The organism is Pseudomonas sp. SDT291_1_S447 (genome assembly GCF_054070155.1).
In genome coordinates this window covers 1-26,919 of record NZ_JBSVXS010000012.1, presented here as the reverse complement: position 1 = coordinate 26,919, position 26,919 = coordinate 1, and the positions used below count along the sequence as shown (strand labels likewise).

Here is a 26,919-nt window from a genome sequence, read left to right as displayed (position 1 = left end):
GGCTCACTCCTACAGTTGATCTCTGTACACCCAAGCATCCAGTGGGCCATTTCAGACTGAAGGAAAATTTTGCATGTTGGCAGTAGATGACGCGCAACCCGTCGCAGCGTCGGTGGTTGAGGTGGGCGACGCCCGCGAGCGATTCGCGCAGTGGCGTGAAGGTAAGGCTGGCAAGGTATTGTCGGTCTCGGTGATCGGCGACAGCTACAGCGCCGGGCAGGATTTCTACCTGAACAAACTGGTGCAGCGCGTGGCCGGCGAGGTCGGTTTTGCCGGGCCCGGCTACGTTGGTTTCAACCACGGCGCGGCGCTGGGCGGCACGCATTTCAAATACACCCGCAGCAGTGACAAATACTTTGGCGGCGACTGGAAGGTTTCAGACCTGGGCCAGGCGAGTCCGGACAGTCGCACGGTGACAGGCCGTCCCGGTGCATGGTTGCAAGTGGATGCGAGTCCTTCGCCGCGCATCGATACGGCGGTCACTCAGGCGAAACTGCTTTATCTGGGCAACGGTGAATCCAGCGAGATCCGCTACCGCTGGGCGCCCGCGCAAGATTGGCAACCGTTGAAGCTTGAGGGTTCGGGCGTTCAGGAAGCGCCACTGACAGGCCTCTCGGCAGCGAAAGACTGGTCCTTCAAACTGGAAGTGGTGAAGGGCGCGCCGACGTTGTTCGGCCTGTGGATGAGCAACGAGCAGAACGGCGTGCGGGTCTCGAAACTGGCGGCATCCGGTGCGGCTTCTGCGGATTTCTATCACCAGGACCCGCAATGGCAGGTGCAGTGGAAAGCTGCCGTGTCGAAGATCCCCGCTGATGTTTACCTGATCATGCTCGGTGGCAATGATCAGGGTTTCGGCGTTAAGCCCGCGGAGTATCTGCAGAACGTTCAGGGGCTGGTGGGCATGCTGCGTGAGATTCAGCCGCAGGCGAGTATCAACCTGATCATGCGCCAGGACACCACGCGCTCCAGTGCGTATCCGATGTCGGCGTATGCGCAGGTGCTTGAGCCGTGGGCGCGCGAGCAGCATCTGGGGTATGCCAACCTGCAATGTGCGTTCGGGCCGGACGTCAAACGCTACGCGGCGGCGATGATTGGCCCGGACAAGATTCACCCGGTGCCGGCCACGGGCGGGAAGGTCATTGCCGATTACTTTTATGGCTGGATCATGGGCGCCAAGGATCGTTGCGACACCGCCCCTAAATAACGCGCAAACCCCAGAGCGGTGATCGTTCCCACGCTCTGCGTGGGAATGCCGCCCGGGACGCTCCGCGTCCCTTCGCTGGGTGACGCAGAGCGTCGCTGGATGCATTCCCACGCAGAGCGTGGGAACGATCAGGTGAGGGGAGTTATTCGAAGGCGTCGACTTGCTCGAGCAACTCCGCAATCTTCTGCGGCATCAGCCGCGTATCGCAGCGCGTCTCAACGTTGATGATGATCGCCGGATCGTTGCAGCAAATCCGCACGCGAAAACGCCAGTCGCTGAAGATCACTTTCAGACCATCACGGTCATCCATCTCCAACGCCTGCTCGCCATACAGCTTTTTCAAATGCGTGAGCAGCGGATACGGATCGCGCAACGGCCGGCGGATATCACCGGACGCCGGAAACACGCCAATCCGCTCAACCAGCAGAATCGTGCCCAGCCAGGTTTCGTTGGCGCTGGGCAACGGTTGATGGCGCGACAGCCAGCTCATCACCCCGAGGTTACCCACCTCGCGTTCAAACTCTACGGAATGTTGTGCAATGTTCATGGTGGCCTCGTTGGGTGAAGGGAGCCGTCTCAGCGGCCCTTGAGATAAACGTTTTCGTAGCAGAAATTGGTCGCCTGCAAGTAACCCTCGGCGTCACCGCAGTCAAAGCGCAGACCTTTGAATTTGTAGGCCAGCACGCAACCGTTCTGTGCCTGTTTCATCAGCGCGTCGGTGATCTGGATCTCGCCGCCCTTGCCCGGTTGGGTGTCGGCGATCAGGTCGAAGATGTCCGGGGTGAGGATGTAGCGGCCAATGATCGCCAGGTTCGACGGCGCGTCTTGCGGGGCCGGTTTTTCCACCATGTTGTTGACCCGATAGATGCCGTCGGACATCAGCTCGCCGGCGATCACCCCGTACTTGTGGGTCTGGTCGGCCGGGACTTCCTGGATGGCGACGATCGAGCAGCGGAATTTCTTGTACAGCTCAATCATCTGGGTGAGCACGCCGTCACCTTCGAGGTTCAGGCACAGGTCATCAGCCAGCACCACGGCAAACGGCTCATCGCCGATCAACGGGCGACCGCTGAGAATTGCGTGGCCCAGACCTTTCATTTCCACCTGACGGGTGTAGGAGAAGGTGCAGGTGTCGATCAGCTCGCGGGTGCCGGCGAGGAATTTCTCTTTCTCGGTGCCACGGATCTGGTGTTCGAGTTCGTAGCTGATGTCGAAATGGTCTTCCAGCGCACGCTTGCCGCGACCGGTGACGATGGCCATGTGTTGCAGACCGGCGTCCCGCGCTTCTTCAACGGCGTACTCGATCAACGGCTTGTTGACGATTGGCAGCATCTCTTTCGGCATGGCTTTGGTAGCCGGCAAGAAACGCGTGCCATAGCCGGCAGCGGGGAACAAACATTTACGAATCATAAAAGTATCCTGGACAGTCATGGAACACAGGCGACAGATGCGCGCACTAATAAAGGGCGTGCAAGTTCAATGTTGGATTGAAGGCTTACTTTAATACCTGAGTCAGGTTATTAATGGCAAATGCCAGTGGCGGTAAAACACGACAATGTTATGAGATGTCGGTAAGTGCGTTATTAGTTATTTTTAGTCGGTATCTGTTGATAGTGATGAGTGCACAGGGAGTGCTAATAAGTACCAAGCAATACAGTGTGACCTGCAAAAATATTTATTGCCAGTCATTGAACTAGTTTTGTTTTCGGTTGTTGTCGCCTGTTTGTGTGGATTGTGACACATCTTCAATAAAACAGGCTTGACACGCTACTTGTCACTCATCCAAAGACGGATAGCACTATGAAGATTCTGGTAACGGGTGGTGCCGGCTATATCGGCTCGCATACCACACTTGCATTGCTTGAAGCAGGTTATGAAGTTGTTGTACTGGATAATCTTTGCAACAGCAGTGAAGCCGCGTTGCACGCCGTTGAGGGCATTTGCGGCAAGAGTGCCTGGATGATCCGCGGCGATGTCTGTGACCGGGCACTGCTCGACCGGATTTTCCGCGAGCACAACATCGAAGCGGTACTGCATTTTGCCGGCCTGAAGGCGGTCGGCGAGAGCGTGCGCAAGCCGCTCGAGTACTACGAAACCAATGTCAGCGGCAGCATCAACCTGTGCCAGGCGATGGCGGCGGCAGGGGTGTTTCGCCTCGTGTTCAGCTCGTCGGCCACGGTGTATGGCGAGCCTGAGCAGATGCCGATCCGCGAGGATTTCCCCACTGGCAACCCGACCAATCCCTACGGCCAGTCCAAGCTCATCGTCGAGAATGTCCTGCGCGACCTCAGCCAGGCCGAGCCGCGCTGGAGCATCGCCTTGCTGCGCTACTTCAACCCGATCGGCGCCCACCATAGCGGCCATATGGGCGAAGACCCCAACGGCATTCCGAATAATCTGGTGCCTTACATCAGCCAGGTTGCGGTCGGCAGCCTGCAAGAGTTGTCGATCTTCGGCAACGATTACCCGACTGTCGATGGTACCGGCGTGCGCGATTACATCCACGTCGTCGATCTGGCCGACGGGCATTTGAAGGCCTTGCAGTCGATCTCCGAGCGCACAGGCATTCATACCTGGAACCTCGGCACCGGCGACGGCTATAGCGTGCTGCAGGTGCTCCACGCCTTCGAGCAGGCCTGTGGGCAACCGGTGCCGTACCGCATGATGCCGCGTCGCTCCGGGGATATCGCCGAGAGTTGGGCCGACGCCTCCAAGGCTGCGAAGGAACTTGGCTGGAAAGCCACGCGCAACTTGCAGGACATGGTCACTGACACTTGGCGCTGGCAATCGAATCATCCCCAAGGCTACTCGCGATGATGGCCATTTAGTCCAATGTTATTTTCAGTCAGGTTGTTAGATAACGTCGGGAAATTACACTGGCAATGCCTTTTGCAAGTCCGTAGATATAAACCTGCCGTTCGACTTTTATCAGTTGGGTAAGACTGTGAAAGAACAACGGATCTTGTTCGCGCTTTTTGCGGACTTGAACTCACCACCGCTAACTCAGGCCAGTTTTATAACAGGTCGAATGTTAGAAAGGAGTTGATATGAAAAAAGTGATGGCAGTTGCCCTGTTGACGATGTTGAGCAACTGGGCTGCCGCCGCTGAAGCACCGCTGACAGCGGTAACCAATGTAGGTGGCAACGTGGCGGCTTCTCAAGCGCCCGCAGCCAGTACTGCAATGGTTGCCAGTGCTGTAGCGGCGTCTAACAGCGGTGGCAGTGCCAACGGCGGTACCACCGGTACGACGGGTACCACCGGTACAACCGGCACGCATAACTAACAGGAAGTTCTGTTAGTGCAGTACAAGGTCGCCCGACGCAAGTCGGGTGACTTTGTTTTTGGATTCGCCCTTGAATAGCGTAGTGCCATTATGACTCGTAGTGTTTATCTTTTAATGTTGGCAAGTCTCGCTTTGCAAGGTTGCATGTTTTCCCCCGGTCAATACCTCAGCACCAGTGACATCACCCGCCAGGGTGCCAGTGAAAGCAGCCGGGTCGAGCTGATTCCGATCACGCCCAAGCTGATTGCCATGAACCGCGCCACGCAAAAGCGTGAGTCGCTGCCGCCGGAACTGTTGGCGACCCCGGCCGAATACCGCATCGGCAACAACGATGTTCTGTACATCACCGTATGGGATCACCCTGAGCTGACGGCCCCGTCCGGCGCGCAGCAACAGATCGATGCCAACGGCCGACTGGTGCGTTCCGACGGCACGCTCTACTACCCGTTCATCAAGGAAGTCCAGGCCACCGGCCGGACCATCCAGCAACTGCGCTCGGACATCGAACAGCGGCTGTCGGCATTCATTGCCGAGCCGCAGGTCGATGTCGCGGTGTTGCGTTTCGCCAGCCAGAAAGTCGTGGTCACTGGCGCGGTGGCCAAGGCCGGTCCGCAAGCGATTTCCACCAATCCGCTGAGCGTGGTCGAAGCCCTCGGTTCGGCCGGCATCGATACCAACAACGCCGATTTGTCCGGGCTGCTGCTGACGCGCAAGGGTCGCACCTATCCGCTCAATCTCGACTCGCTCAATCAGCAGGATTCCGAGTTGCAGAACGTCTACCTCAAGGGCGGCGATCAGCTGTATCTGCCGTACAACGACAACAAGCGCATCTACGTGATGGGCGAGGTCAACCAACCGCGTGCGCTGAGTTTCAAGACCGCGACGATGAACCTCACCGACGTGCTCGGATCGGTTGGTGGCCTGGCCCAGACCACCTCCAATGGCAACGCGGTCTATGTCATTCGTGGCGTGGAAAACCTCGATGTCGAACCGGCCAAGATCTATCAGCTGGAAGCCGAGTCGCCGACCGCCATGGCGCTCGCTTCGCACTTCGAAGTGCGTCCTCAGGACGTGGTGTATGTCGGACCTGCCAACGTGACTCGCTGGAACCGCTTGATCAGCCAATTGGTGCCATCGGCATCGATTGTCGGCACTGGCGCTTCCGCTGCGAAGAACTGGAGCGAATACAGTAACAACAGCAAATAAGGTCGCCGACTTTGAACATTTTGAAAGTTGGCCTGTGCCTGACGGCGGCCTCGTTGCTGTGCGGCTGTAACCCGCTGATGAGCGCTTCGTTGAACAACCTTAAAGCGGCGGTCGTCGGCCCGGATGAAGTCGACGTGTCGGCGGCTGAAGTGGCCGGGGTCAACTATCCGCAAATGAAACTGACCACGCCGTCCGGCTCCGGGGTGCTGGCGCTGGTGCGCGAGCGCGAAGATCTGCAGTTCTGGGTCGCTTCCGGCAAACAGGTTCTGCTGCTGCGCAATGGCCTCGCCGTGCGCACCATTGGCCTGGGCCTGGAAGGCGATCTCGATGGCACGCGGCTGGCCGATGACGCGCCGTTCAAGCAAGGCCTGCATCACGTCGCCGACGGTTTCACCACACGGCGCTGGATCGACCTCTACAAGGGCCAGGAAGTCGGGGTGATCGTCAACAGTCGCTTCTCCCGCCGCTCCGAACAGACCCTGAAGATTCTCGACAAGGAATACACCGTGCTGCGTGTCGATGAACACATTGACGCCCCGGCCATCGGCCTGAGCGCGACCAATCGTTACTGGGTCGACCCGCGTGACGGTTTCATCTTGCAGAGCGAGCAGCAACTGACGTCGCAGTTGCGCGTCAAGTTTGTGCAGCTCACCCCTGATCGCAGGCACCTGCCGTGATGCGCCTGAAAATGTTGTCGGCGAGTTTGTTGCTGGTCGCGAGTGTGAGTCAGGCGGCCGTCACGGTGTCGGGCGATGTCGCCAATCCCGGGCCGGTCCCGTTGCCACCGGGCGGACGCTTGCTCGATGTGATCAGCGAAGCCGTGCCGAATGCCGAAGGCTATTGGCTGGCGGGCGGGTTGCTGCGGCAGTCGCTGATTGAGGAGCAGACGCGGCTGAAGGTTGGCGTGCTGTTCGATCTGGATGTGCTGCAACGCATGTCGATGCTGTTCGATCTGCCGAGTCGGGCGGCGCTTGCGCAGCGCATTGCCGAAGAAGTGCGGCAGATGCCGGTGACGGGGCGGCAGATCGCCGATCTCGATCCGGTCGCGTTGGAGGTTGGCTTCGCGCGCAACATTCGTCTCGATGACGGCGATCGTTTGGTCTATCCGAAGCGCGTCGATGAAGTGCAAGTGCTCGGTGCCGTCGCCGAGCCGTGCCACTTGCCGTATCAGCCGTTGCAGGAGGCCCGTGAATACCTGCAAGGCTGTTCGATTCTGGCCGATGCCGAAGCCGATTACCTGTGGCTGATCCAGCCCAACGGCGCGTCGCGGCGCGTCGGCATCGCCCACTGGAATCGTGAGTCCGGGCAGTTTCCGGTGGCTGGCAGCAAGATTCTGGTGCCGGTGAAAAATGATGATCTTGATCCGCCTCTTCCTGAACTGAATCAGCAGTTGGCCGAATTTATTGCCACGCAGCTGGCCGAGGTGGTTCGTTGAAGTTACGTTTTGCAGCTGTGTTGTTATTGCCCTGCGGTCTGGCTTATGCCGAGCCGCGCATTACCCAGAATGACTTCGGTGGCACCGGTCTGTTGCAGACGCCAACCGCGCGTATGGCGCCGGCCGGCGAGTTGAGCGTCAACGCCAACCGCACCGATCCGTACAGCCGCTACAGCGTGTCGTTGCAGCCGCTGGACTGGCTCGAAGGCTCGTTTCGCTACACCGCGATCACCAACCGGCCGTACGGCTCGGAGGCCCTCAGCGGTAGTCAAAGCTATAAGGACAAGGCGGTCGACGTCAAAGTCCGGCTGTGGCAGGAGAGTCACTGGTTGCCCGACGTGGCGCTAGGCTTCCGAGATATCGGTGGTACCGGTTTGTTCTCCAGTGAATTTTTCGTCGCCAACAAGCGCTACGACAATTTCGATTTCAGCGCCGGGATTGCCTGGGGTTACCTCGGTAATCGCGGCGATATCGACAACCCGTTGGGCTACGTCAGCGATCGCTTCGATACCCGGCCGGCCCTGGAAGGCACCGGTGACGTCAACTCGGGTTCGTACTTCCGTGGGCGACCGTCGTTTTTCGGCGGCGTGAGCTATCAGACGCCGTGGGATCGCCTCAGCCTGAAACTCGAATTCGAAGGCAACGACTACAAGCACGAGCCGAAGGACAACGAGATCAAACAGGACTCGCCGATCAACCTTGGCGCGGTGTTCAAAGTCACCGATTCGGTCGATGTCAGCGCGGCGTGGGAGCGCGGTAATACGGCGATGTTTGGCGTGACCTTTCACACCAATTTCGTCAGCCGCAAGGCACCGGCGAAGACTTACGACCCGACCCCGGAACCGCTGCCGGCAAAGGCGCCGACTGCGGCGATGGATCAGGTCAACTGGGCCAACGTCTCGCAGCGTTTGCAGCAGAATGCCGGCTACAAGGTCGAGCGCATCACCCAGCGTGATTCCGAGCTGATCGTGTATGGCGAGCAGCAGCGCTACTTCCATTCGTCCAAGGCTGTGGGCAGGGCGAGCCGGATTCTCGACAACAGCGTCAACGACGACATCGACTGGTTCACCGTGGTCAACAAGCGCTACGACTTGCCGCTGGAAGAAACCAGCTTGCCGCGCCAGACCTTCCGCGAAGTGATCAACAACGAAGAGCCACTTGAATCGTTGCACCGCACCACTGAGATCAACCCGGCGATGCCGCACAACGAGAAAACCCTCTACACCGAAGCGCCGCAGCATTTCAGCTATGGCGTGGGGCTGGGTTTCAAGCAGAACGTTGGCGGCCCGGATGGCTTGCTCTATCAATTGAGCGCCGATGCCGACGCCGAATACCGCTTCAACCGCAACACCTGGTGGAGCGGTTTGCTCAGCGCCAACCTGGCCAACAACTTCGACAAATTCACCTACGACGCGCCGAGCGGTTTGCCGCGTGTGCGCACGGATTTGCGTCAGTACCTGACCACGTCTAACACCACCATGCCGTTGTTCCAGGTCAGCCATGCCGAGCAGTTGGATAAAGACTGGTATGGCATGGTGTATGGCGGTTATCTGGAATCGATGTTTGCCGGTGTCGGCGGTGAAGTGTTGTTCCGCCCGACCGGTGAGCGCTGGTCGGTGGGGGCGGATCTGAACTGGGTGCGTCAGCGCGATTTCGATCAGGGTTTTGCCCTGCGTGATTACTCGGTGGTGACCGGGCATGTCACGGCGTATACCGATCTGCCGTTCGATACGTTGGCGGCGGTGAGCGTCGGGCGTTATCTGGCCGGTGACTGGGGCGGTACGCTGGACATCTCGCGGGAGTTCTTCAATGGCGTGCGTTTCGGTGCGTGGGCGACGATCACCACGGCGGGCAGCGCTGAATACGGCGAAGGTAGTTTCGACAAAGGCATCTACCTATCGATACCGTTCGACGAAATGATGAGCATGTCGACCATGCGCCGCGCCAACCTGGTCTGGGCCCCACTGACCCGTGACGGTGGTGCGCGACTGAGCCGCAGCTACCAACTGCACTCGATGACCGATAGCCGGGAAGGGGATATGTTTTATCGTAATTTCGAGAAGATCACGGAGTAAGCGCGGATCTCCGAAACACCTCTGAAACCTGTGGGAGCTGGCTTGCCAGCGATGAGTCGGCACATTCAAGATTGATATTGGCTGACCCACCGCCATCGCTGGCAAGCCAGCTCCCACAGGTTATGTGTCTAGCCACAAGGCCTGAGCCAACCACAAATCCCCTTTAGGCCTTCGCCTGCTCGCGATAGCGCCCGTACAGTCGACATCCCTGTTGCCTGACCCACCGCCATCGCGAGCTGGCTTACTCCTACATTGGCTATCTGTCACACCACAGATCCCGAGCCAACCACAAATCCCCTGTAGGAGTGAGCCTGCTCGCGATAGCGTCGAACCAGTCGACAATCCCTTTTGCCTGACACACCGTCATCGCGAGCAGGCTCACTCCTACATTGGTTATTTGTCACGCCACAAATCCCGAGCCAATCCCGAATCTCTGTGGGAGCTGGCTTGCCAGCGATGAGGTCGGCACATTCAATATTGTTATTGGCTGACCCACCGCCATCGCTGGCAAGCACCTGCAACATTGATGTCGCCTGACACAGCGCCATCGCTGGCAAGCCAGCTCCCACAGGTTACGTGTCTAGCCACAAGGCTTGAGCCAACCACAAATCCCTGTGGGAGCGAGCCTGCTCGCGAAGGCGTCAGCACAGTCAGCATCATCATTGCCTGACCCACCGCTTTCGCGAGCAGGCTCGCTCCCACAATTTTTGCATTCACCCGCAATCCAGCTCCACTCCCAAATCCCAGGCACAAAAAAGGGGACTTTCGTCCCCTTGCGGTATCCAGCTTCAAACCTCAGTAAATATCCTTCGACAGCAACGTAAACGGCGTCTTCACCAGGATCTTCAGATCCAGCCACAACGACCAGCTGTTGATGTACTGCAGGTCAATCTCCACACGCTTCTGCATCTTGTCGATGGTGTCCGTCTCACCGCGGCAGCCGCTGATCTGGGCCAAGCCGGTGATCCCCGGTTTAATCCGGTGACGCGCCATGTACGCGAGGATTTTCCCCGAGTAGTAGTTGTTGTGCGCGACGGCGTGCGGGCGTGGGCCGACCAGGGCCATGTGCCCTTGCAGCACGTTGAACAGTTGCGGCAGTTCATCCAGCGAAGTGCGGCGGATAAAGCGGCCGACTGCGGTAATGCGCGAGTCATTACGGCTGGCTTGCTTCACATCACGGTCATCGTGAACACGCATCGAGCGGAACTTCCAGACCTTGATCACCTTGCCATTCCAGCCATGGCGATCCTGCTTGAAGAACACCGGGCCGGGCGAGTTGATCTTTACCGCCAGCGCAATGATCAGCAGGATCGGACTCAGCGCGATGATCGCCAGAAACGCCACGGTTTTCTCGACCAGACTCTTGCTCAAAGCAGCGGTAGGGCGGCTGGTCAGCGGGCTCTCGTTCAAGTAAATCGCCGGCAGACCGTCCACGACCTTCACCGAGTGATTCAGCAGGGTCAGACTGTTCAAGTCCGGCACCCACACCACATCAACGTTGGCCCCTAGCAAGTCACCATAAATCGCTTCGATTTTCGCGGCTTCACACAGCGGCAGGGTGATGTACAAACGACGGATGTCATGCGCCTCAATCAGCTCCAGCAACTGTTCCTGATCGCCAACAACCCGTGGTGCATCCGAACCCAGCGCGGAAACATCGCCATTGCTGACCAAACCTACCAATGGCAGATTTTCCAGTTGGCTGAGCTTCTTCGCCAGACCCAACGCCAGTTCGCCGGTGCCGACGATCAGCGTCTTGTGCTCACTTTTCCGCGAGCGCTGGTAGTACTTGGAAAACGCATGCAGCGGAGCGTAGAGAAACGCCTGACCGAGGAAGCCATACACTGCCCAGCTCAGAATCACCTGCCGTGAAAACAGCTCATCGGCCTGGCAGACAAAGGCGATGCACGCCAGCGCCGCCATGGTCATCGACCAACCCATGAACAGTCGACCGAGACCGGTCAGGTAGTTGTCACGTTTGCGATAAACACCGCTAAACGTATAAGCCGGCACCGACGCCAGTACCGCCAGGGTTGCACACATTCGGTAGTAGAACGCGACCGTCCCGGTGTGCTGCTCAGCGAGTATGAACAACAGCGTCACCACAAAGCCTTGTGCCAGCGCCCATTGGCCCCAAAAGGTCAGTCCCTTGAGGCCTGTGCTTCGATTGATACTTAAAGAAAGATCCATACGGTATCCCCAAAAGACGTCCATTCAGGTTTCAACAGTTGAAATCCGAGTTGTTATGCAGACTTATTGTTTTTGTTTTAACGAGTGTCCTGAGGTAACAACATCGATATGCCGAACTGTCGTCAGTCAATAGACTAAGTTATTGGCTGGAATGGTGTCTGACGAGTTCTAACAAGATGGCAAAGTGCCAACTTTTTAATAATTAAATAGAAGGGTGTTAGAAAAGGTCGTAGAGCGAGGGGTGAATAAAGTATGTTGTATTTGTTACTGTTGGAGGGTGGAGGCAGGGAGTGTTTAATTCAGGGAGGAAGATCTAGCCAAACAGAGTGCTCTTGTTGTTTTTGTAATCGCACTTTTTCTGCTTGTTCTGTTCGTGGAGATTTTCGTGGTTACGCCACGACTTCCTGAATCAGGCAATAACCGCGATTTCTGACGGCACGAAACAGTCGCTCACCATTACTGGCGCTTTTGAATTTGTCTTGCAGACGACTCAGGCACATTTCCAGGCCGCGATATTGTTCCGGTTCTCGACCGATGCTGAGAATCAGCTCGTCACGACTGACAACACGCTCTTCATGGCTGAGCATTTTCCTGACCAATGCTGTTTCCAGGCCAGTCAGGCTGATTTCAACACCTTCTTTGACCAGTGCACCCTGATCAGGGTGGAGATGCCAGGTTTCATTGCCGGGCATATCACCTTCAACGGCAGGCGGCATGTTGCGGGTTTCCGCGGTTATCGCCGGGACATTCTGGAAAGGATTGGCCGATTGCGCTGCGCGCCATTCGGACTCAAGTGTGGCCAATATCCGCTGTGTATCGTGTTCAATACTGCGCGCAACATTTTTTCGACTGATGTTTGGATATGTGAACTCCATCACCATTGGAGCGGAAGAGGGCGAATCCACCCCTTCAAACGAATTGAAACGTTCACTGGACAGCATGCTCTCCAGTTCACGTTGCGACGTTGTACTGTGAGTCACGACAACAAAATATTTCCTTGGGAGGGTTGTACTAGTTTCCATGTCTCTCTCCTAAATACACACCAAAATTGGCTAAAAGAAAAATCGGCAGGCGAGCAATGACTTCCTCGGAAGTAATCGATAGGCAGGGTCTGGGCCCAAGATTGGCCCTCGATAAATTCCACTCGATCTGCTGCTATGTTATGGAGTTTTATTGTTATGGGTCGTGTTGTCGCGCTCATTCAATTGCTTGATTTCAAACAGGCGTGAAGCAGAACGGGAGCTATATGGTTGCATCAGACGATCCTTCGTACGTATGCAAAAGGGAAGGCTGCCCGAGAGTCAGGCAGTCGATATCAGACCCCGCAGCAGGCGATAGCCATAGCCGCGAATGCTCTGAATCGCGTTTGTACCATACATGTCCTTGATTTTTCCACGCAAGCGACTGATTGATTTTTCCAGTGCGCGAGGGTCGTAGAAATTGGTGTTGAGGCCCATGATGCTGGCGATTTCATCATGGCTCAGAATGTGATTGCTGGTTTGCGCGAAGGCTTCGAGGATCTTCATTTCGGCAAACGAGATATCGAGTTTCTTGCTGGTGCCCATCAGGCAGATACGGGTTGGATCAAGCGTCAGATCGATATCGCGTTGCCATTCTTCGCTGTTGAAGAACTCGCCCAGCAACTCGGCGCCATCGTCGGAAAGGGTATTGAGCTTGATACAAACATCCGCGCCAGCCAGATAATATTTGATCTTGTTGAAGGCGCCGCGACCGGTGATGACCGCGCAAATGATCGGCTTCAAGTTGTCGCTGCGCAGGTTCTCGACCAGCGCAAGATTGTCTTCGAGGGCCTGTGGGCTGTCGATAACCAGGAATATCGCTCGATACGAACCAGACTGTTCATTCAACTGATATGAACTAGTGTACGCATCGGCTTCGAGCGCCACATCAGTGCGTAAATGCTGGGCGACTAGCGCTTTGAAATGTTCAGCCACGCCACGGGTACGACCCAGAGTAAGAACACCAGGTTCGTCGTTTGTCGGGCGCGGACTTCTAGTCGCTAAGTTCCCTGAGAGCATCATGCATTGACTCGAATTAAGTGCTGACATCGGGATGTTAAAGCACCGGTTCTCATCTGTGACTGACAATTGGTAACATTTGCGCGGATTTTAGACGTGTCTCCCGAGTTTTCTAACAATAATTAAGCTTTTCAAGCTTTTAGTTGATTTTCTCGGAGGGGTGAACTACTGCTTAGATGGTGGCGATATGCAATGGTGCCACTATTTTGAGCTTATTGCGATGGCTTTGTCTATGTCCATCTGCCACTGTCTGGCCATCTCTGCATAATGTGATATTGATCACACTTTATTGTCCGAGCAACTTTTTTCTGCAAAAAGGCCTAAATATTTTCTGCGTAGTTCGTCGGCCGACGATTACTAACATGGCTTGAGTGTGTCTTTTAATAAGACGTAATCTTTATGGCTGATGAACTTTTGCGTTTATGTATGTCAATGGTCTCACTGCAGATACTCAACCCCTGAGTGTTATTACCCGGTCGCTCGCCAAGAGCGCTCTGACGGAGGATTAATGGATTTCTGGACCCTTTTCCAGGTGTTGATATTAGGTGCGGTAGAAGGCCTGACCGAGTTCTTGCCGATCTCGAGTACCGGCCACCAGATCATCGTCGCCGACCTGCTGGAATTCGGCGGTGAACGCGCCATGGCCTTCAACATCATTATTCAACTGGGTGCCATTCTTGCCGTCGTCTGGGAGTTTCGACCGAAGATCTTTGAAATCATCAAAGGCCTGCCCACCGAACGTAATGCGCAACGTTTCACCCTCAACTTGCTGATCGCTTTTCTGCCCGCCGTGGTCTTGGGCGTGTTGTTCGCCGACGCGATTCACGAATACCTGTTTAACCCGATCACCGTCGCCGTGGCACTGGTCGTCGGCGGCATCATCATGCTGTGGGCCGAACAGCGCAGCCATGTGATCAGCGTCGAGCACGTCGACGACATGCGCTGGTCCCACGCACTGAAAGTCGGATTCGTACAATGCCTGGCGATGATTCCCGGCACCTCACGCTCCGGCTCGACCATCATCGGCGGTTTGCTCTTCGGCCTGTCGCGCAAAGCCGCCACCGAATTCTCGTTCTTCCTCGCCATGCCGACCATGGTCGGCGCCGCCGTGTACTCCGGCTACAAATACCGCGATCTGTTCCAGCCCAACGACCTGCCAGTCTTCGCCCTCGGCTTCGTCACTGCCTTCATATTCGCGATGATCGCCGTACGTGGCTTGCTCAAGTTTATTGCCAACCACAGCTACGCCGCTTTCGCCTGGTATCGGATCGCGTTTGGCTTGTTGATTCTGGCAACGTGGCTGTTTGGCTGGGTCAACTGGACCGCAGCAGCGGCCGCCTGATCACTGCGCGCTGATCAACGCCGCAACGGCGAGATCGTTTAACGCCGAATCCGGCGACTCCTGGCGATAGCGCTGCAAGGCCGAGGTGAAGTACGCGGCCTGCAGCATGCCGTCGCTGGCCAGATAGAGTCGCGCGTCTTCCTGCTCCTCGGCGGAGTAAACGCGTTTAAAGCTTTCCGTAGTGTTGTTGGTGGCAGAGAAGGGCGTCAGCAACAGCACCATGATCGACAACCCGGAAAACTGCGTCACCTGCCACGGCGTATCGGTACGGCCCATGCAAAAGCCGTCGCAGTGCGCATAAACGTCGGAAGTGAAGCTGAACAAGGCAAGAAAGGCGTAACGCTTGAAACCGGAAAAACTAAACGCGGGCATAAACAAAAGACATCCTGTCAGTACATCAAAACGCCGGGCAACGCTCATGCATCGCCCGCACATTCAAACCATCAATCAACGACCTTCAAGCAACTCAGCCGCCTGATCCAGCAACGCCAACGGATCCTTGGCCTTGTGAATATCCACCGACAACAACTGACGGAATTTCCGCGCCCCCGGGAACCCAGTGCCCAAACCCAGCACATGCCGGGTGATGTGATGCATCGCCCCACCCGCCAGCAAATGCTCAGCTATATAAGGACGCAACTGCGCCAACGCCTCAGCCCGACTGATCACCGGCGCCAAACTGCCGAACAACTGCTGATCCACCTCTGCCAGCAAATACGGATTGTGATAAGCCTCACGCCCCAACATCACACCGTCAAAGGTCTGCAAGTGCTCATGGCAAGCCTCCATCGTCTTGATCCCGCCATTCAGCACAATCTCCAACTCCGGAAAATCCGCCTTCAGCTGCGCCGCCACGTCATAGCGCAACGGCGGAATGTCACGATTCTCCTTCGGCGACAACCCCTCCAGAATCGCAATCCGCGCATGCACGGTAAAACTGGTGCACCCGGCATCGCGCACGGTGCCGACGAAATCACACAGCTCAGCGTAACTGTCCCGACCGTTGATGCCGATGCGATGCTTCACCGTTACCGGAATCGACACCGCATCACGCATCGCCTTCACACAATCCGCCACCAACTGCGGATGACCCATCAGGCACGCGCCTATCATGTTGTTTTGCACACGATCGCTTGGGCAGCCGACGTTCAGGTTCACCTCGTCGTAACCGTGCTCCTGGGCCATGCGAGCGCAGGCGGCCAGATCTAATGGAACGCTACCGCCCAACTGCAGCGCGAGAGGGTGCTCGGCTTCGTTGTGACGGAGGAAACGCTCGTGATCGCCGTTGAGCAGCGCGCCGGTGGTGACCATTTCGGTGTAGAGCAGGGCGTTCTTCGACAGGAGGCGTAGGAAGAAACGGCAATGGCGGTCAGTCCAATCCATCATGGGCGCAACGGAGAACCTTCTAGACAGCGTAGAGTCGGTGTTTGTTGGGTATGTAGCTGATTTATGTACCATTTTGCTCTACGTGTTCTAGGCCGATTTCAGGGGGTAAATAGGCGTTTTCTAAGGTCGGTTGGTACAATGTACCAATCACTTTTTCAATTGTACCAGTTGACTATGGCCACGATCAGAGCACGGAAACGCACCGACGGCAGCACCAGTTACACGGCACAGATACGCCTGTTTCGCGATGGGGTGCAAGTTTACCAAGAGAGTCAGACCTTCGCCCGAAAACAGGCCGCACAGGCTTGGGTGCGTAAAAGAGAAACCGAGCTGGACGAACCAGGTGCGATCGAGCGGGCGAACCGACCTGGTGCGACGATCAAGGAAATGATCGATCGCTACTTGGCCGAAATGACCAAGGTGCGCCCTCTCGGGAAAACTAAGCTCGGCACGTTGAAGGCGATCAGCGAGTCCTACTTGGGAAGGTTGAACGACAGAGATATAAGCAGCCAGCACCTGGTTGAGTATGCGTTATGGCGCATGGGCAAGGAGGGTGGGGGTGTTCAGCCCCAGACCGCTGGCAACGATCTCGCACACCTGGGCGCGGTTCTCTCGATCGCTCGCCCCGCTTGGGGTTATGAAGTGGATCCGCATGCAATGGTGGACGCCCGCCGAGTATTAAAAAAGCTCGGTTACAACATGAAAAGCCGCGAGCGCGATCGCCGGCCAACCCTGGACGAACTCGACAAACTGCTTTCGCACTTCCGGAGTATCCAAACCCGTCGTCCAACGTCTATCAACATGCTTAAGCTGACTGGCTTCGCGTTGTTTTCCACGCGTAGGCAAGAAGAGATCACTCGGATCCTATGGGATGACTTGGACGAAGCTGGCCAGCGGGTGCTGGTTCGTGACATGAAGAATCCAGGCCAGAAGATCGGTAACGACGTCTGGTGTCATTTGCCGCCAGAAGCATGGGCGATACTTCAGACCATGCCTAAAGTGTTGCCTGAGATTTTTCCTTACAGCGCTGAATCCGTGTCCACGTCCTGGACAAGGGCCTGCAAAATCCTGGGCATCGCAGATTTGCACTTTCACGATCTGCGCCACGAAGGCGTCAGCCGGCTTTTCGAAATGGACTGGGATATTCCGCGAGTGGCGAGTGTGTCGGGACATCGAGATTGGAACTCGATGCGCCGTTATACCCACCTGCGCGGGCGGGGGGATGTTTATGCAACTTGGGAGTGGTTCGAGCGCATCCTGCAGGCGCCCGTAAAGCTGGGCGCCAAAACGTTGAAGTGAGTTAGCTGCTGCGCGGCGCGCTGTTCAGTTGGTTACTTTCTTTGACTGCTGCAGCGCGCTGCTCGTCTAGGTAAGCCGACAGGTCTGCAATATGAATACCTTTCGCGCTTTTCTGACTCGGCTCCATGCGAGTGATAGGGAGCTTTATCTGGCCGGCCCCCACTTTGCGTTGGAACATGTCTGTTGTCAGATGCGTGAAATAATCCTGACACACTCGATCCAGTGGAATTACCACTTGGCCATTGTATTGAGCCATCAGTACAAACAACGTTTTCATAGTGCGATTCCTTCGAGTGAGTGAGGTCGATCAATTGGGGTTAGGTTGGCTGTTGAGTTGCCAGCCAGTAGTTGAGCGACAACAGCGAACTCTGCCGCGTCGATGTCGCCCAACTCCTTGGCGAAAGTGGTAAGGCATTCAAGACGGATACGCGCTACTTCGGTTTTCCGTACCCGATAATCAAACAGTGCTGTACCTACGATTCTGATAGCCACCAGATGCCGCGTGTGGGGGTCACTGTTGTTGAGTGTGTTAGCCTTCGAATCACTGCCGCTTTGGTGCTTTACTTCCATGGTGTTGCCCTCGGTGGTGGTCGATGTCGGGGAGGTGCAACTCCTCGACATCGCTTCTTTTTTCCGTCAGTCCTGGCGGGCCAGGTGAATGATTAGGCCCGCGTACTTCGGATCTTCCTCAGTGCAGGACTGCCATTCGAGTACTCTCAAAATCTGCTGTGGGCTGCACTCGTCCACCAGGATTTCGCGTTGGCCACCTGCGGCACGAACCTCAAGAATCTGCAGCAGTCCGTCCTCCCCATAAGCACCGGCCTGAATGACCGGCTGGCATTCGCCGATCCCTTCCAACCGGTTCTGGATCTCCTGCAGCTTGCTTGTTTTGCCGTCGCCGGCATTGCCCATAAAGACTTGGATTTGCATTGGTGTAGCCTCCTTTTCACGCTTTGAAGATCCAGCACTTGACTGTGGTAGGGCGACCCGTCGCCAAGGGTGTCCTGCTGTTCATGGCTGCGCGGACTGCACTATGTACGGCCTTGTTTGCTTCCAGAAACTTGTGCGAGCGGGACTCTTTCAGTAGGTCACGCAGGGTGGCCACGTCCGCCAGTTTCTGTTTGTGTTCAGCAGCTCGTTCGCTGAATTCGTTGAGGTTTATCGCGATGACGCTTGGGTCACTGCTGTGATCAACCAAGGGGTCATCGTTGAGTGATTCGAGGTAGTCGTAGACTTCCCAGAATTCAGCAACGGCCGGGTGGTCGGAGCTGATTGACGCCTGGCGCTCGATCGCCATGCGGACGATTTGGCGCTGGGTCGCGGCTATTTGAGGCTCATCCAGTTTTAGGACTAGCCGCAGCGCATCGAGCAGCGAAAGCAACTGAGCGTGGTTCTTGCTGATACGCTCCACGCGGATGTAGCCGCGCAGGTCATAGCCACAACTGGTGCAGTTGCCCTGGTCGCTGACATAGGCCGTACTGCAGGCAAAACAATGCGTGTGCAGGCGGCGCAGCTTGGCTTCGTGTTCGGGCATGCGCTGGGCGAACAGATCGAGTACGGCAGATTCTTTGCCCACCGCTTTCAAGAGGAAGTGGCTGAGGGTGCCGCCGTCCAGTGCGTTCAACTGGTCAGCGGCCGCACGGCTTTCCGGGGTGACAGTCGGGCGTACAAAGTGCAGCTTTACGATGCGCGTCATGATCGCTTCGTGAGCCACCACGGCGGCGTTCTGGCTGATGGCGATCGTTCCCCGAAATGGCGGTTCGTACGTCTCGTTGCCCGCCGTCTTGACGCCTTTGGTGGCCAAAGTGCCGCCGCCGTAGAAGTCTTTCAGCTCATCCCATTCGAAGGTTTTCGCGTGTGCCCGATCGTCGCTGTGGCGATCGGCTTCCAGAAATACCACCGGCATACCTGAGACTTGGCCCATCAGGCGCGAGCGTCCGGCCTTGGTCGATTTCATCGGGTCGAAGCCTTCATAGCCTTCGCGTCCGAGCAGTTTCCACAACAGGTTGAGAAGAGTGGTTTTGCCGGCACCGGCTTCACCGGTGGCTTCCAGAAACGGGAAGGACTGGTAACGCGCGCGGATCTGTTCGCAGAACAACGAGCCGAAAAAGAACACCAGCGCGACAAAGCCCTGGGCGCCGAAGCAGGTCCACAGCAACTGCACCCACTGCTCGTTGAAGTCTTTGCCGTCCCGCTGCAGCTTGATGGGGACGCCTTTCTGCAGGGTTTTCAGGCGCAGCTTGCCGAACTCGAAATAGTCTTCGCTGTTGACCTTGTAGGTGGTGCCGTCCTTGATTGCGATATCGCCGTAGACGTAGCAGGCGTATTCCTTGCTGTAGCCCACGTAGTCGATGGTCGACACGGTTTTGATGCCGAACAGTTGGTCCTTCATCAGCTTGTCGAGCTGCTGACCGCTGCCCGTGAACATGGCGCCGGCGGCCATGCCGAGCAGGCGCTTTTTGAATTCACTGGCGGCGGACAGCTGGCCGCTGGTGAAAGTGTTTTTCACGCTTTCGGAGTCGTGGGGGAAGTCCACGCGTAGGTAATACCAGGACTCGTCGGTGACTTCGTTGCGCTGAAAGTACAAGGCTTGCGGGTAGCAGTTGGCAATCTCCACGACGCTACCGGACTGCTGCAGCGCCTTCTCGCGCTGTTGCGCTTGGTTGAGCAGCTGGTCGTCGTGGTTCTCGCTGTCCTCGATGTCGGACATGGCCCGGTTGAATTTCTCCATGTCCAGCTTGAACCAGTACAGACGGTTGCCAAAACCCAGGTGAAATTCCCCGCGCTTGTTCCAGTCGTACATGAGCAGGGCTTTTTCCGCTGCGCTTTCTGCCAGCAGCAGGGCGCCATGGTGCCGGGCCTGTTTGAGGTCCGTTGCGACCTGTTCGGCGCGCTTGGTGTCGTCCTGAATAAAATTCCAGCGCTGGTGCAGGTCGTTCCAATCAGACTTGCGGCCGTCACGTTGCGGGATCTGTGCTGACTCGCAGACGAAACCCAGGGCGCGGGCTTCGCGGACCCAGCGCCGGGTGTAGGCGTTGGCGCTCGGTTCGTTGTCCAGCGCCCAGACCAACTTGGGCAGCTTGCCGCCCTCACGGGTTTTGATCAGGGCCTTGAGCGAGTCCCCAGGGAACGCGTTGGAAGACATGGCCGATACGGCCGCGATGTCGTTGTGCACCAGAGCGATGGCGTCAAAGATCCCCTCGACAATCCAGATTTCCTTAACCTCGAGCAGGTCGACGCAAGGGGGGCACCACCAGACGCCGCGATAGCTGTCCTTGGATTTGAAGCGTGCTTTCATCTTGCCGAAACGGTGCGGTTGATCGATCAGACGTTCCCACCAGCCGCCTTTTTCCAGGGCAAAGCGCACCGTGGCGCTGCCGGCGTTGTGTTCAGGCGAGTAGAAACTTTCCTGGGTGAACCAACCCTGGATCAGTTCAAACCGAAAGCCCCTGGCGAATTCCAGATAAGCCCGCGCGGTGGCGTTGGGGTGTTGGTCCGTCGCCGGTGCACGCTTACTCCAATCCTCAAACAGATCGTCGTACAGCTCTTTGACGTGCAAGGTGTGGCCGCATTTTTCAGGGCGGCCGCAGATCACCATCCATGGGGTATCGAAACGCGAGTACAGCTCCTTTTTCTTGCATTTGGGGCAGGTGCCCCCGCGCATGTAATCGGTGCCTACGCGGTGCTTCAGTCCGAAATCGAACTGGAGGCGTTGCAACACGTCGTGGCGGAGATCTTCTTTCATGATTACTTCACTGCTTTGAGGCTGAGGGAGAGGGCGGCCATCAGGCGTTTCTGGGCGGCCATCACCGGAGTTCTTTCGAGGATTGAGCTGTGCCGTTTTTCTTGCGGGACATACCGGTATTCATCCGCGTACCAGTAGTCGTTGAGGCTCAAGCGGTACTGCTCACGCATTGCAGCCAGAAGTGCTTCGGCCTCTGCAGGTGGCAGCTGGGTGGTCAGAATTACGGCGTTTCCCATCTTGAAACCTCGATTTCGGGCGCAGCTCACCCAAACCCACGGGGTGTGGGGCAGGCGTTTATGTGGGGGGTGGTGTTACGAGTTGGCTAAGCGAAAGCAGCCAAGGTCCGGCGCGTTGATGATTCGCTCATAGATGAGGCTGACTGGTACGGCCCATTGTCGGCCGGTGACGGGATCGACGATCACGGTGTGCGTCGACGTGCTGCTCTGGATGTTCAGGCGTTGCCGATCGCGAACGGCGACCATGGTGGTGCCTGCCAGGTGAACGATTTTTTCAGCGACCTGCGTTTGAACGTCATAGTCTGCAACCAGGTGTTGAACAGCCCGGCTGAACAGTTGCTGATCGTCGCTCAGGTGTTCGCAGTGGTGACGCTCAAGAAACGCCAGCGCGGCGCTCTGCAGAACATCCTGGTATTCCGGTACTGCAGACAAATTGTTCATTGAGCCTTTCCTGCGCGGTAGAGAGCGATGGCAGCGAGCACTTCTGCGTGCCTTGCTGCTACGTGGAGGTTATGCGCGTCCATGATGAATTCGGCTTCTTCATCACTGATCGAACCGTCTTCAAGAGCGGCGGCAATAGCTTGATCAACGCATCCTCGCTTTGCAGAAACCTGCACGGAGCGTTTGTAGAGTTCGACATTGTCGAGCGTTCCAGGATCAGCCACTGGTACGAACAGTCCCCCATACATCGACGCGACGTAATTGGGGAAGTGCTGAGTTCCACAGTTCTGCTCGAGCATGAAAATTTGTGAGTCGCTGAGAGGACTGCAACCGGCGTTTTCGTAGGCATGGTTGTCGAACTTCTTGAGCTTCAGACCTAAGCGCGCAGCAGCGGCTTCGCGTCCGCCGGTGTAACTGCGGATGATCTCGCTCATGACTTCTTTACGGGTATCTAGGATTGGACTTTTCAACTTCTACTTTTCCCTGTGGAGAGCCGCGATTACTGTTCGATCACACCGTCTTTGATGCCTAGCAACACGGCGGCGCGATGTGCCTCCCCTCGGCGACCTTTGATCCGACCGTTCAAAAGGTCGCTGACCAAATTTTTGTTCAGCCCATGCTTGCGACTGAACTCCGCGATACTTAGTCCCTTTCGATCGAGAGCCGCCCGGGCTTGCTCGTGCGTAATGGTGGCGGGCATAGTGTCCTCTCTGTTCATTTGTGTTTGTTTGCGTTTGTCTGTGGTGATTCTTGGTCAAAAAAATGATCAAGTCAATGGTGGTGACTAAAAAAATGCTCATAGCGGATCGAGTAGGTGAACGCCTCAGGGAAGAGCGCGAGCGCTTGGGGTTAAATCAAACAGAGTTTGGAGTCCTACTTGGAGTCAGTAGGGGAACGCAAAAGAACTACGAACTGGGGGCCAGCTCCCTAGACCTTCGTTACGTCACTGCCCTGGAAGAGAAGGGGGTAGATGCGGCGTACGTGCTCACGGGACGTCATGCGACACCATTGGGCCAACTTTTTAGCCCCTCGGAAGAACAGATGATCATGCAATTCAGGTCGATCCCTGATGATGATCAGAAGGCGATTCGTCGTTTCCTTGAAGCGATGGCCGACGACGCCGCCCGGCAACGGTCTTAACTCGCAACAATCCCGCACAGTCATTGGGGTATCTCTTATTCCAATGCAGTTGCGCCCCCCCCATAAAGTCCATTCAGCAATGCACTTTATGGAGTAGTTAGCATGTTGGATCGCAAGAAGAACGATCACATCAACCTCGAACACGCCGGGTCGGAAACTACCGTACTCACGGACATTGAGCGTCGACTGATCGATCTGTATCGCCGGCTGAGCCGCATTGAACAGCAACAGGTTCGTCGCGTGGCCGAGATACTGGCAATCAACCCAAAGGAGAAAGTAGAGGGCTGACCGTCATTCCTTGAATGATCCCGATCGCCGGCGCTATAGCGTTGGCGGTTTGTAACTACGCCACCGCCTGCGATCCCAACTGCTCGAAAAGCTCCCGCTGCTTCGCTCGGGGCATTTCCCGCAACCGATCGATCAACATCCGCTCGAATGTCTGCGAGGACGGACTGAGCGTGTGCGAGAACGTCAGATTTGCCACCCATGTGTGCCCGCACTTTGCGTCTAGGCACTGGCAGTACAGTTTTACAAAGGCTCTGGTTACCTCTTCCCGCGAGGCAATCCGGCCCTTGTGTCCGCAATTGCATACAACTCTCATTGTGTCCCTCCCCAGGGGCTGCTGATCGCCACCATATTGCCACAATAAACAGTGGCTTTCTCTACGATTGGTTGATCATGTAGTGGTATCCACTGCTTCATAAGCAGGCTTCCAGCTAAATCGCCTGTCTTCTCGCAGCTTGTCATTTAGCTGGTTGAACAACTGGCAGATCGGCCGGATTTCGTTGCTGGTGTACACGCGATCAATCTTTTCGATGTCCCCGAAACCACCGGTGTTTTCCGGGATGATGCCGGCCAGTGCCGGGTTCATGCGCCAGGCGGCGATAACGTCGTTTCGGGTGATGTTCTTCACCTTCTCCAGCTCGTCTTTGGCCTGGAAGTCACCCACGGGGATGATCTGAATCGCGTTTTCCTTGCCGTTTGGAATGTTGACGAACATCGAGCGGAAGTTGCCCACGCCCTTGCTGGCACTGATCTGTGCGCGCAGCTCGTCTTCGTCCTCTTCGGTCAGGTCAGGATCGTTGGTGTAGAAGATGTAGCCGGCGTGCGCGCCGTTGCTGTAGTACCGACGGCGGAAGAGGGTGGCCGCCTCATTGAGCAGCAGCGCCTGCAGGCCGCCCAAGTAGTCCGGGATCCCGTAGATGTTCTGTTCCACGTCGTAATCCATAACGTGGGAGATCTCGTGCTGTTCGAATTCCATTTCCTTGTTGTCGGGCAGAAGCATGACGAAACCGCCGTCGACCTTTACCCGCATATTGATAGCTGGAAGGTGCTGCAGCTCCAGCACTTGGCCGAATGCATTGGTGTCGTTGTAGAAATACGATTCGCCAAACACCATGTAGTCCAGCCCGGCGCGCCCCATTGTCTCGGTGCTGCAGCCTGCCGACGGGATGAACTCACGCAACAGCAGGTTGCGTTTGAATTTTGGAATGGCGCCGTGGTGCGCGTTGGCGCGCAGCAGCTTGGCCAGGCCAGCCCGTGACACCGGAGGTTTGTAGATCTTGCCGTCGTCGCTGGGGAACACGCCCACGTACTCGCCGATGTTGCCAGACAGCACTTGTTCCGGTTCCCCGAACGTAAATGAGCGCATCGGTTGCTGCGTTGGTTGGGCTACGTGTTGCTTTCTGCGCTTGCGGTTGGCCATGGCTACTCTGGTTACTCGTGACGTAGCGGCTGCGACGCCGCTTGTTGGTGTTCAAAGGTTCGTTGGACAGGGCGTGCATCACCGCCCAGGCAATGTCGGCGTGACCGGTGGCTTCGGTACGCGATGCGCTGTAGGTGATCTGCCCACTGTTGGTGGCGCCGCGCTTGATCGTCAGGAATGCCTGGGCGATATCGGTCCAGCCGGCGTCCCACTCGATGCGACTGCCTTGGATCGTGTCCTGGGCTTTGAGCACCAGAGCGTTTTTCGCCTCAAGGCTGTAGTGAATCGGTGTTGCCTTGGCGTAGAAGTCGCGCACCAGATCGAAAACGCCGTAACCCACGCCGGTGACGTCAATGCCGATGTGCTGAACGTTGAAGCGCTCGGTCAGCTTCTTGACCTGTGCAGCCTGGTAGGTGAACGAGTGACCGCGCCAGCTGTGCTTCTCCAGAATCCGGAACTTCGCCCCGGGTTCGAGTGGCGGCGCGATGACCACACAGGTGGCGTCGTCGCGGGTGCGGCTTGGGTCGTAGCCAAGCCAGACGGGGCTGTTGCCAAACGGTCGATCCAGATCTGGGTTGTAGTCCTCCCACAACGATAGATCCGAGTAGCAGCGTTCAAGATCCTTGAGGCTGAATGCGCTTTGGGTGCTGTCGATGAATTTGCAGTAGAACAGCTGCTGAAATTTGTCTTCGTCGTACTCCAGCTGCAACTGCTCCAGGTCGAACAGATCGCAGCCGCCGGCGATCGCATCGTCCAGGGTGATCGTCTTGCGCCACTGGCCGTCCGGACACAGCGCTCCCTGCGTGTAGGCCGCTTCGCTCGGCCACACACCACCGGCCTTCTTGCCGCGTTTGCTGTTGCGAAATTCCTCGCCCGACCAGAACGGGTACGCCTGGTGCGACACCGCGCTGGGCGTCGAGAAGTAGGTTTTTCGCCACTTCTTGTGGGTGCCCATTGCGCTGGCCACAGTGCTGAGTTTTTCGAAGTCGCGGATCCAGAAATATTCATCCACGTAGACGTGGCCGTGATAGCCCTGGGCAGTGCTGCTGTTGGTGCTGAGAAAGCGCAGTTCGGCGCCGTTGCTGAGCGTGATCGGGTTGCCGGTCAGCTCAATATCAAACCACTGCTTGGCGAACTGGATGATGTAGCTGCGGAAGATCTCGGACTGCGATCGGCTGGCAGACAGAAACACCTGATTGTCACCGCTCAGCACGGCGTCCATGAACGCTTCGCCGGCGAAGTAGTAGGTCAGGCCGACCTGTCGGCTTTTGAGGATGTTCCGGACACGGCGAGTCAGCGGGTTCTGTTTCGCCTCGAACAGATCTTTCTGGTAGCCGTACATCTTCGAGATGAATTTATCGAGGAAGTCCACTTCGGTCAGGCCGCTGACGTCGTTTTTTGCCTTCTTTTCGCGCTTGTTGCCGCCGCCTTCGCCTCGTTCACGACGTTTACCAGGCTGGCGTTCGCGAGGCTCGTCCGGTGCGTCCGACGGCGCTACCTGCGCAGGCTTGGCCGCAAGTTTTTTAAGCCGCTCAAGCAGGCTCGTCAGCCGCTCCAGTTCGTCCAGTTCGGCTTTCGTCAGCGGATCGATCTTTTCGAGGATCAGGGTGATTCGCCGGTTGACCGCGCTCAACGGTTCTTCATCCGTCAGCATCTCGTCCCAGCCGCCTTGGCGGATCCAGTAATAGACGATTCGGATGTTGGGCAGCTTCAAGTGCGCCTGTATTTCCTTCACCGAACAGCGGCGCAGGTAGAGGCGTTTTGCGGCTTCTTTAACTTCGGTCGGGTAGTTCATGCGCCGCAGTCTATGCGGCGAAAACCCCGGAAACGCGGGGTTAAATGCTGCGATCCGCCTATCTCCCGAAAATAGGAGAACCCCGAATTTCAACCGTTTGTTTGGCGGTAAACGGCTCCCTATCGTGGCGGCTCATTCAGCGATTGAGCGCAGTTACCACTCATGCCCCGTTCCCTTGTCTCCTACTGGAAACGTGTTGCTACCAGCGGCCCGACAATTGATGGTCGCGACATCCTTCCCCAGGAACTGCGCGACATCGCCGAGACCTACACCCCGGCCAAATACACTGCTGTGATCTGGTGTGACCACGAGCGCTGGCCTGGCTCCCACGGCACTGTGTTCGCCGTGCGACTGGTGGAAGAGGGCGACGATCTGGAGCCTGGGCAAATTGCTTTGG

The 26,919-nt window shown here is 56.8% G+C and carries 30 protein-coding genes; 12 read left to right on the top strand and 18 right to left on the bottom strand.

Annotation, left to right across the window (positions count from 1 at the left end):
* Nucleotides 1-73 precede the first annotated feature (73 nt).
* Nucleotides 74-1,204, top strand: coding sequence for a GDSL-type esterase/lipase family protein (locus ACW9IR_RS06600; protein ID WP_457462283.1), 1,131 nt, complete (start codon nucleotides 74-76; stop codon nucleotides 1,202-1,204).
* 142 nt (nucleotides 1,205-1,346) lie between these two features.
* Here ACW9IR_RS06600 and ACW9IR_RS06595 read toward each other — a convergent pair whose 3' ends face one another.
* Together ACW9IR_RS06595 and galU are read right to left on the bottom strand one after the other, a co-directional pair.
* Nucleotides 1,347-1,751 (bottom strand): mannose-1-phosphate guanylyltransferase, encoded by a 405-nt coding sequence (locus tag ACW9IR_RS06595; protein ID WP_457462281.1) that lies wholly within the window; start codon nucleotides 1,749-1,751, stop codon nucleotides 1,347-1,349.
* A gap of 29 nt (nucleotides 1,752-1,780) precedes the next feature.
* Nucleotides 1,781-2,614: a UTP--glucose-1-phosphate uridylyltransferase GalU gene (gene galU / locus ACW9IR_RS06590; protein ID WP_007910549.1), complete on the bottom strand. Its 834-nt coding sequence runs from the start codon at nucleotides 2,612-2,614 to the stop codon at nucleotides 1,781-1,783.
* Nucleotides 2,615-3,004: 390 nt separating this feature from the next.
* Between galU and galE the strand changes: the two genes are divergently transcribed.
* The 6 genes from galE to ACW9IR_RS06560 all read left to right on the top strand — a co-directional run bounded on the left by galE (nucleotide 3,005) and on the right by ACW9IR_RS06560 (nucleotide 9,204).
* The gene (gene galE, locus ACW9IR_RS06585) at nucleotides 3,005-4,021 is read left to right on the top strand and encodes a UDP-glucose 4-epimerase GalE (RefSeq protein WP_150694576.1); all 1,017 of its coding nucleotides are present in this window, start codon (nucleotides 3,005-3,007) and stop codon (nucleotides 4,019-4,021) included.
* Between the two features lie 230 nt (nucleotides 4,022-4,251).
* A complete protein-coding gene (locus tag ACW9IR_RS06580) occupies nucleotides 4,252-4,488 on the top strand; it encodes a hypothetical protein (protein ID WP_007910552.1) in 237 nt (78 codons plus the stop codon).
* A gap of 90 nt (nucleotides 4,489-4,578) precedes the next feature.
* On the top strand, nucleotides 4,579-5,694 hold the full coding sequence (locus ACW9IR_RS06575; protein ID WP_016985642.1) for a polysaccharide biosynthesis/export family protein: 1,116 nt from the start codon (nucleotides 4,579-4,581) through the stop codon (nucleotides 5,692-5,694).
* Nucleotides 5,695-5,705: 11 nt separating this feature from the next.
* Complete coding sequence (locus ACW9IR_RS06570) at nucleotides 5,706-6,371, top strand: YjbF family lipoprotein (RefSeq protein ID WP_457462278.1); 666 nt, start codon at nucleotides 5,706-5,708, stop codon at nucleotides 6,369-6,371.
* On the top strand, nucleotides 6,371-7,129 hold the full coding sequence (locus ACW9IR_RS06565) for a capsule biosynthesis GfcC family protein (protein ID WP_457462334.1): 759 nt from the start codon (nucleotides 6,371-6,373) through the stop codon (nucleotides 7,127-7,129). Before ACW9IR_RS06570 ends, ACW9IR_RS06565 begins: the two co-directional genes overlap by 1 nt.
* A complete protein-coding gene (locus ACW9IR_RS06560; protein ID WP_457462276.1) occupies nucleotides 7,126-9,204 on the top strand; it encodes a YjbH domain-containing protein in 2,079 nt (692 codons plus the stop codon). The genes ACW9IR_RS06565 and ACW9IR_RS06560 overlap by 4 nt, the downstream gene beginning before the upstream one ends.
* 795 nt (nucleotides 9,205-9,999) lie before the next feature.
* Here ACW9IR_RS06560 and ACW9IR_RS06555 read toward each other — a convergent pair.
* From ACW9IR_RS06555 to ACW9IR_RS06545, 3 genes are all read right to left on the bottom strand, one after another.
* Entirely contained in the window at nucleotides 10,000-11,394 is a 1,395-nt protein-coding gene (locus ACW9IR_RS06555) for an undecaprenyl-phosphate glucose phosphotransferase (RefSeq protein WP_007950006.1), read from the bottom strand.
* A 389-nt stretch (nucleotides 11,395-11,783) separates the two neighbouring features.
* Nucleotides 11,784-12,416: a winged helix-turn-helix domain-containing protein gene (locus ACW9IR_RS06550; RefSeq protein WP_457462274.1), complete on the bottom strand. Its 633-nt coding sequence runs from the start codon at nucleotides 12,414-12,416 to the stop codon at nucleotides 11,784-11,786.
* 279 nt (nucleotides 12,417-12,695) lie between these two features.
* Nucleotides 12,696-13,436: a winged helix-turn-helix domain-containing protein gene (locus tag ACW9IR_RS06545; protein WP_116030854.1), complete on the bottom strand. Its 741-nt coding sequence runs from the start codon at nucleotides 13,434-13,436 to the stop codon at nucleotides 12,696-12,698.
* 505 nt (nucleotides 13,437-13,941) lie between these two features.
* Here ACW9IR_RS06545 and ACW9IR_RS06540 point away from each other — a divergent pair.
* Nucleotides 13,942-14,775 carry an undecaprenyl-diphosphate phosphatase gene (locus tag ACW9IR_RS06540; protein WP_102902269.1) on the top strand — a complete coding sequence of 278 codons (834 nt, stop codon included), beginning with the start codon at nucleotides 13,942-13,944 and terminating at the stop codon, nucleotides 14,773-14,775.
* Here the strand turns inward: ACW9IR_RS06540 and ACW9IR_RS06535 are convergent, their stop codons facing one another.
* Nucleotides 14,776-15,147: a DUF2388 domain-containing protein gene (locus tag ACW9IR_RS06535; protein WP_457462271.1), complete on the bottom strand. Its 372-nt coding sequence runs from the start codon at nucleotides 15,145-15,147 to the stop codon at nucleotides 14,776-14,778.
* A 75-nt stretch (nucleotides 15,148-15,222) separates the two neighbouring features.
* The gene (gene dusA / locus ACW9IR_RS06530; RefSeq protein ID WP_457462269.1) at nucleotides 15,223-16,233 is read right to left on the bottom strand and encodes a tRNA dihydrouridine(20/20a) synthase DusA; all 1,011 of its coding nucleotides are present in this window, start codon (nucleotides 16,231-16,233) and stop codon (nucleotides 15,223-15,225) included.
* Nucleotides 16,234-16,335: 102 nt separating this feature from the next.
* On the opposite strand from dusA, the gene ACW9IR_RS06525 reads away from it, so the two are divergent.
* Nucleotides 16,336-17,460, top strand: coding sequence for a site-specific integrase (locus ACW9IR_RS06525; protein ID WP_457462332.1), 1,125 nt, complete (start codon nucleotides 16,336-16,338; stop codon nucleotides 17,458-17,460).
* A 1-nt stretch (nucleotide 17,461) separates the two neighbouring features.
* On the opposite strand, the gene ACW9IR_RS06520 is transcribed toward ACW9IR_RS06525, so the two are convergent.
* The 8 genes from ACW9IR_RS06520 to ACW9IR_RS06485 all read right to left on the bottom strand — a co-directional run bounded on the left by ACW9IR_RS06520 (nucleotide 17,462) and on the right by ACW9IR_RS06485 (nucleotide 22,582).
* Nucleotides 17,462-17,737 (bottom strand): pyocin activator PrtN family protein, encoded by a 276-nt coding sequence (locus ACW9IR_RS06520; RefSeq protein WP_064392767.1) that lies wholly within the window; start codon nucleotides 17,735-17,737, stop codon nucleotides 17,462-17,464.
* On the bottom strand, nucleotides 17,734-18,030 hold the full coding sequence (locus tag ACW9IR_RS06515; protein WP_457462266.1) for a hypothetical protein: 297 nt from the start codon (nucleotides 18,028-18,030) through the stop codon (nucleotides 17,734-17,736). Before ACW9IR_RS06515 ends, ACW9IR_RS06520 begins: the two co-directional genes overlap by 4 nt.
* 66 nt (nucleotides 18,031-18,096) lie before the next feature.
* Nucleotides 18,097-18,390 (bottom strand): hypothetical protein, encoded by a 294-nt coding sequence (locus ACW9IR_RS06510; RefSeq protein WP_457462264.1) that lies wholly within the window; start codon nucleotides 18,388-18,390, stop codon nucleotides 18,097-18,099.
* Nucleotides 18,391-18,406: 16 nt separating this feature from the next.
* Nucleotides 18,407-21,205 carry a toprim domain-containing protein gene (locus ACW9IR_RS06505; protein WP_457462262.1) on the bottom strand — a complete coding sequence of 933 codons (2,799 nt, stop codon included), beginning with the start codon at nucleotides 21,203-21,205 and terminating at the stop codon, nucleotides 18,407-18,409.
* 2 nt (nucleotides 21,206-21,207) lie between these two features.
* Complete coding sequence (locus ACW9IR_RS06500; RefSeq protein WP_064392761.1) at nucleotides 21,208-21,441, bottom strand: hypothetical protein; 234 nt, start codon at nucleotides 21,439-21,441, stop codon at nucleotides 21,208-21,210.
* Nucleotides 21,442-21,516: 75 nt separating this feature from the next.
* A complete protein-coding gene (locus tag ACW9IR_RS06495; RefSeq protein WP_457462260.1) occupies nucleotides 21,517-21,882 on the bottom strand; it encodes a hypothetical protein in 366 nt (121 codons plus the stop codon).
* Entirely contained in the window at nucleotides 21,879-22,352 is a 474-nt protein-coding gene (locus ACW9IR_RS06490; protein WP_457462258.1) for a YmfL family putative regulatory protein, read from the bottom strand. Before ACW9IR_RS06490 ends, ACW9IR_RS06495 begins: the two co-directional genes overlap by 4 nt.
* A 29-nt stretch (nucleotides 22,353-22,381) precedes the next feature.
* Entirely contained in the window at nucleotides 22,382-22,582 is a 201-nt protein-coding gene (locus tag ACW9IR_RS06485; protein ID WP_095050509.1) for a DNA-binding protein, read from the bottom strand.
* 92 nt (nucleotides 22,583-22,674) lie between these two features.
* Between ACW9IR_RS06485 and ACW9IR_RS06480 the strand changes: the two genes are divergently transcribed.
* Complete coding sequence (locus tag ACW9IR_RS06480) at nucleotides 22,675-23,022, top strand: helix-turn-helix domain-containing protein (RefSeq protein ID WP_273878035.1); 348 nt, start codon at nucleotides 22,675-22,677, stop codon at nucleotides 23,020-23,022.
* 102 nt (nucleotides 23,023-23,124) lie between these two features.
* Nucleotides 23,125-23,310: a hypothetical protein gene (locus ACW9IR_RS06475; protein WP_220556597.1), complete on the top strand. Its 186-nt coding sequence runs from the start codon at nucleotides 23,125-23,127 to the stop codon at nucleotides 23,308-23,310.
* Nucleotides 23,311-23,365: 55 nt separating this feature from the next.
* On the opposite strand, the gene ACW9IR_RS06470 is transcribed toward ACW9IR_RS06475, so the two are convergent.
* The 3 genes from ACW9IR_RS06470 to ACW9IR_RS06460 all read right to left on the bottom strand — a co-directional run bounded on the left by ACW9IR_RS06470 (nucleotide 23,366) and on the right by ACW9IR_RS06460 (nucleotide 26,522).
* Complete coding sequence (locus tag ACW9IR_RS06470; RefSeq protein ID WP_064392752.1) at nucleotides 23,366-23,623, bottom strand: ogr/Delta-like zinc finger family protein; 258 nt, start codon at nucleotides 23,621-23,623, stop codon at nucleotides 23,366-23,368.
* A gap of 75 nt (nucleotides 23,624-23,698) precedes the next feature.
* Nucleotides 23,699-24,568, bottom strand: coding sequence for a phage portal protein (locus ACW9IR_RS06465; protein ID WP_457462329.1), 870 nt, complete (start codon nucleotides 24,566-24,568; stop codon nucleotides 23,699-23,701).
* On the bottom strand, nucleotides 24,480-26,522 hold the full coding sequence (locus ACW9IR_RS06460; protein WP_457462254.1) for a terminase large subunit domain-containing protein: 2,043 nt from the start codon (nucleotides 26,520-26,522) through the stop codon (nucleotides 24,480-24,482). Before ACW9IR_RS06460 ends, ACW9IR_RS06465 begins: the two co-directional genes overlap by 89 nt.
* 162 nt (nucleotides 26,523-26,684) lie before the next feature.
* Here ACW9IR_RS06460 and ACW9IR_RS06455 point away from each other — a divergent pair.
* Nucleotides 26,685-26,919 (top strand): GPO family capsid scaffolding protein (locus ACW9IR_RS06455; protein ID WP_457462252.1); only part of this gene is annotated, 235 nt, incomplete at its 3' end.